This window comes from Mesorhizobium sp. WSM4816 (assembly GCF_055811535.1).
In genome coordinates, this window is sequence record NZ_JBVVQR010000080.1 from 1 (window position 1) to 3,530 (window position 3,530).

Consider the following 3,530-nt stretch of genomic DNA (forward strand, 5'->3'; position numbering starts at 1 on the left):
CTGCGTGGACTGGCAATCGCCCTAAACAACCGCGGCGTTTGCACAGCGCGCAATGGCCAGTGGCAAGTCTCTAACGTGCGCAACATTTTGGGGCGGCACGCTTCCGCGAACGTGCTTTTATAGGCGGGAATTTGCTGACCAGCATGTCCCCGCTTGCCCGGCTCCCGCTCGACGCCGAGCAGTTCGAACTCGTCGACCGTCCAGCTCTTTATCTTCAGCCAGTTCGTCGTCGGGCCGCTCCGATATTTGCTGTCGGCGCGCTTCGAGACGATCCCCTCAATCCCTGCCTGGTCGACGAGGGAGAAGCTCGCGTTTGGGTCACCAGGCGTCGCCTCGCTGAACTGGAGCTTTGCGTCCATCAGGAGGCCCGCGCCGATGAGGCCAAGCGCGTGAACGCAATAGCTACTAGAAGGGCCATCGGTCGCGCGCTGCAAGCCGCAGCCGCAAGCCAGCCAAAAACGACGACTTGCAACCGCTTCGGCAACACCGTGAACTGCACGACGTTTTGAGTGGCACCGAGAGGCGGAATGAGCGCCCGCCGCTTATTGCGAACGCTCGACGTGATGGATGCGGCGCAACAGTTCTTGGGATCGAGCTAGAATGCGCCGGCTCTCTTCCATTGTGGGGCGCAGGTCCGCAATCGAGGTCCGCGTGGGAACCGCGCACACTCAACATACACGTTATCGATTTGCCACGGGTCCATTGCCGTAACTCGCCGCGACTAACGTTTTCGAGTTAGAAATCGGGCTTCCCGCATAAGTGACGGCCAGTCGGACCCCAGAAGGGCGATAAGCTCGCGAGCCTGCTCTTCGGTTATGTTCGGCCGGACGACAGCGTTGTCTGGTGCGCTGGGTGTTCTGTCCTGCTCGTCAGTCACTTGCAGAGTCCACACTAAGCGGGGGGTAACGCAACCATCCGGCTAATGGTTCCCGTCGCTAAATGACTCGCTAATGTTCATCAACTCAGGTGCGGCGCCGCGCGTTTGACAGATCAGTACTGATTCACTCAAATAATTTTTGTTGCGAAGTTTTTGGAGCGATTTATTTTAAAATAGTCATCCGCTCTCTGAGAGGCATGCGGATGATTCGAAGAGGACAGCGCTTTCGCCTTGTGAGGTGTCAAATGCCGTTCCTTGGTGCAGTCGACCCAGACCAGCTATCTATCATCACCAGAGCGCTTGACGAGCACTGCCAGACGATCGGCATCCCGCCCGACAGTTTGGAGCGCGAGAACTTAGCAAGCCGCGTTCTGGCGCTATTCGGTCAGGGCGTGACGACCTTGGAAGATCTGAAGAAGGCGCTAGCCAGCGACAGCGCCCCCTGAATGACCCGCCTATCTGTTGCGGAAGAGCTTGAAAGCGCCGCGGACCGCATCGCGGACATGTCGCGCGCGGATCTGCAGATTATCCTACGTCGCGCTGCGTTGATGTTGAGAAACGTCTCAGGCGTGCCGCTGGAGCCGGCGACCGCGGACACGCTAGATTCAATAGCGGCCGAAATGAAAATCAGCAGATCCGATCTCATTCAGATCGCGCTGCGCGAATGCTGGAAACCAACGCCTATTTGCCAGTTCGAACAGCGAAACCGGCGGCAGCGCCTAGTGGATAGAGTCTAACGCTTGGTGCCCGCGTCTGACGGCAGCGATGATCTTGTCGGGGTCGGCGGCGGAAACCACAGGGTAGCTTGGGCCAAAATTGATTTGACAGTAGGCCATCCCAAGCGCCGAGTCTCTTTGTGCGCATGCGCGCACGTTTTGACTAGGAAGGAAAACCCCATGGAAGAGATCAATCGTCGGTCTGCATTGACGATCGGTCTAGCGACAGCCGCCGCGACGCCTCTATTCGCTTTAGCGACGCCCGCGGGAGCCGCAGAGATCGTCCCGACATATGGTCCAAATGACGGTAAGGAGCTTGCCCCCGGCGTTCGCATAGTGGAAGTAGGCACTTGGGACTCGGATATGACAGGCATCAAAAGCATTCTAGTGCTCGATGTAGTATTCCAACCTGGGGCTGCCGACAAAGAATCCGTCATGGACAACGACATGGTCTGTTTTATCACCGCTGGTGAGTTCACCATCAAGAAGACGAACCCCGATAAGGAATTTAACGTTAAGAAAGGTGAGTACTATACCTGCGGCAAAGGCAAAACGGACCATGCCACGAACATAAGCAAGGAAGTCGGGATCCACCGGATCTCCGTTCTGATACCTGCCTAAGCGTTTTAGAGGGCCGCCTCTGAGGTGGCCCTTCGCCCCTCCTAACACTTGTCTGGACAAGCCCATTCGTCTCGCATGCGCACTCCCCACAAGCGGCGCCGGCCACCTTCAGCCCCTTCGTTCGAAAGTTGGCTTCCAGTCGCGATTGCGTGCCCGCTGCTGGCCTTCGTAGTCAGGAATGCATGTAAAGAACACCTGCCGGCGGTCGCGGCCTGCAGCCTTGCAGTTTGAGCAGACAAAGAGCCCGACCAGGTCGTCATGCATCGAGCCGTGGTCACGGCCGAGCCTGTCGATCAGCGCCAAGATGTCGAGCTTCGTTGATCTGCAGCACGTCGGGTGTCCGCAATTGACATAGATGCTTTCGCGGGCGGCCAGGGTGTCGGCGAGGTCTTTTGAGGCATGGCGATTCTCCGTTGAAGGGCTCGCCGCAACGGAGAGGAATATAATCCTTACTGCTAATCCCTTGCCACAGGTCGCTTAACTTTCAACCCAAAAATCCTGCAGCGAGGCCGAGGCGCGAGCGGCCGGCTAGCGGAAGGCAAGGCGATAGGAAGAGGAAAACGCCAAAGTCGAGGCGCAGCTCGCGATCGCGCGGAAATGATCCGCGCCGGCAGGCCGTTCTAGATGGTAATAATCGGCCGCAGGAGAGATCTTAAAGCTTCGGCCCTAGATCACGGCGCAAGAGACGCGCTTCTCTCAGGATAGAGGCACGATCGAGCCCGATGAGCGATACAATGTCGCGTATCTGCTGCTCAGTTGCACCAGACTCCTGCGCAAGTGAGCGTAGATAGTCGTCTGTCAGGCGGAACCGCCCTGCTTCTTCTGCCATCAGACAATGCCTTGCGTTTGGGGCAGGAGTCCGATGGTCGCTCCCAAGCGTCAGCGCGCCATTGTGCGTGGCTGGCGATCTCACAATGTACCGACTTGCATAGATTTTAGCCAGCTGGAAACGTCTTCGCCAGCCGTCGATGCCCTAGCCATCGAACTGGCCTAAGCTACGAGCACGGAACCGTCGGCTGGTTTCCCGACAAAAGTCCCGGCCTTGAAGGCCGCACCCCGGCCCTCGATGTCCGTGGCACTATAAATTACAAACGGGATATTGCGGGCCACGAGTTCTTCAGCAACCGAAGAGCTGACGCAGTCGCGCAAGAGCACGTCCAGGATAACGACGTCGGGCTCAACAAGGGCCAAAATTTGTCTTGCACGAACGCAACTTGGCTCTGAGGCTACCGCAAAGCCAGCCTGTTTAAGTGACGCCTCGATGTCAACGACGATCATCGGCTCGTCCTCGAAAATGAGTGCTAGAGGCTTTCTCA

Annotated in this window: 4 protein-coding genes and 2 pseudogenes; 3 read left to right on the forward strand and 3 right to left on the reverse strand. The window is 57.7% G+C overall.

Annotated elements, in window-relative coordinates:
• Window positions 1–359 (reverse strand): annotated as a pseudogene (locus AC0L3H_RS32790) (hypothetical protein); the annotation flags it as partial.
• 763 nt (window positions 360–1,122) lie between these two features.
• Between AC0L3H_RS32790 and AC0L3H_RS32795 the strand changes: the two are divergent.
• The 3 genes and pseudogenes from AC0L3H_RS32795 (at window position 1,123) to AC0L3H_RS32805 (ending at window position 2,214) form a co-directional block, all read left to right on the forward strand.
• Window positions 1,123–1,323, forward strand: a complete 201-nt coding sequence (locus AC0L3H_RS32795; protein ID WP_473495717.1) for a hypothetical protein — start codon at window positions 1,123–1,125, stop codon at window positions 1,321–1,323.
• Window positions 1,324–1,607 (forward strand): annotated as a pseudogene (locus AC0L3H_RS32800) (ribbon-helix-helix protein, CopG family).
• A 166-nt stretch (window positions 1,608–1,773) separates the two neighbouring features.
• Window positions 1,774–2,214, forward strand: a complete 441-nt coding sequence (locus tag AC0L3H_RS32805; protein WP_473533982.1) for a hypothetical protein — start codon at window positions 1,774–1,776, stop codon at window positions 2,212–2,214.
• Between the two features lie 108 nt (window positions 2,215–2,322).
• Here the strand turns inward: AC0L3H_RS32805 and AC0L3H_RS32810 are convergent, their stop codons facing one another.
• On the reverse strand, window positions 2,323–2,517 hold the full coding sequence (locus AC0L3H_RS32810) for a hypothetical protein (protein ID WP_473588223.1): 195 nt from the start codon (window positions 2,515–2,517) through the stop codon (window positions 2,323–2,325).
• Window positions 2,518–3,204: 687 nt separating this feature from the next.
• On the reverse strand, window positions 3,205–3,530 hold a 326-nt coding region (locus AC0L3H_RS32815), incomplete at its 5' end, for a response regulator (RefSeq protein ID WP_473588224.1).